We start from the raw sequence: 1,342 nt of genomic DNA, 5'->3' as shown, positions 1-1,342 counted from the left end.
GATAGCAGCAGAAGCATAGAGCATCCGCGCGACGTGCATGGAGCAAGCCATGCACGAAAGCAAAGGTTAAGCTAGGAAGAGCGCACGGTGGATGCCTAGGCGCCAGGAGCCGATGAAGGACGCGGCAAACAGCGAAATGCCTCGGGGAGCCGTAAGCAGGCGTCGATCCGGGGATGTCCGAATGGGGGAACCCACCTGTCGTTATGGGCAGGTACCCGCACCTGAATCCATAGGGTGCGAGGAGGCATACCAGGGGAACTGAAACATCTAAGTACCCTGAGGAAAAGAAAACAACAGTGATTCCGTCAGTAGCGGCGAGCGAACGCGGAGGAGCCTAAACCAGTGAGCATGCTCACTGGGGTTGTGGGACACTCGTTGAGGGAGCTTGTCATGCTAGACGAACCGGCTTGGAAGGGCCGACCATAGAAGGTAAGAGTCCTGTAGTCGAAAGCGTGGCGGCCCCGGAGTGGATCCCGAGTAGTACGGGGCACGTGAAACCCCGTATGAATCCGGCAGGACCATCTGCCAAGGCTAAATACTCCCTGGCGACCGATAGTGAACCAGTACCGTGAGGGAAAGGTGAAAAGCACCCCGGGAGGGGAGTGAAAGAGAACCTGAAACCGTGTGCTTACAAGAAGTCAGAGCCCGTTCATGGGGTGATGGCGTGCCTCTTGCAGAATGAACCGGCGAGTTACGATGGCGTGCGAGGTTAAGGTGAAGAGCCGGAGCCGCAGCGAAAGCGAGTCTGAACAGGGCGTGATAGTACGTCGTCGTAGACCCGAAACCGGGTGATCTACCCCTGTCCAGGGTGAAGGTGCGGTAACGCGCACTGGAGGCCCGAACCCACTGATGTTGAAAAATCAGGGGATGAGGTGGGGGTAGCGGAGAAATTCCAATCGAACTCGGAGATAGCTGGTTCTCCCCGAAATAGCTTTAGGGCTAGCGTCGGGAATGATCGTACTGGAGGTAGAGCACTGATTGGATGCGGGGCCCGCAAGGGTTACCAAGTTCAGTCAAACTCCGAATGCCAGCTACGAGCTTTCCGGCAGTCAGACGGTGAGTGCTAAGATCCATCGTCGAGAGGGAAAGAGCCCAGACCAACAGCTAAGGTCCCGAAGTGTGTGTTAAGTGGGAAAGGATGTGGCGCTGCTTAGACAACCAGGATGTTGGCTTAGAAGCAGCCATCATTGAAAGAGTGCGTAATAGCTCACTGGTCGAGTGGCGCTGCGCCGAAAATATAGCGGGGCTAAACACACCACCGAAGCTTTGGCAGACGTCGTTTTCACTGTGCTTCATGGATCGAGGGAAGCGAATCCGTTGTCGAAATCGTCCTTGAAGGGCG

General features: G+C 56.1%; 1 rRNA gene. It reads left to right on the top strand.

The annotated features are described in order from the left end of the window. Positions 1-64: 64 nt before the first annotated feature. A 23S ribosomal RNA gene (locus tag PRECH8_RS08280) occupies positions 65-1,342 on the top strand; the annotation flags it as partial.

Source organism: Insulibacter thermoxylanivorax, from assembly GCF_015472005.1.
GTDB classification, from domain to species: Bacteria; Bacillota; Bacilli; order Paenibacillales; family DA-C8; genus Insulibacter; species Insulibacter thermoxylanivorax.
Note: the sequence above shows the minus strand (reverse complement) of the source record. Positions and strands in the feature narration are given on the sequence as shown.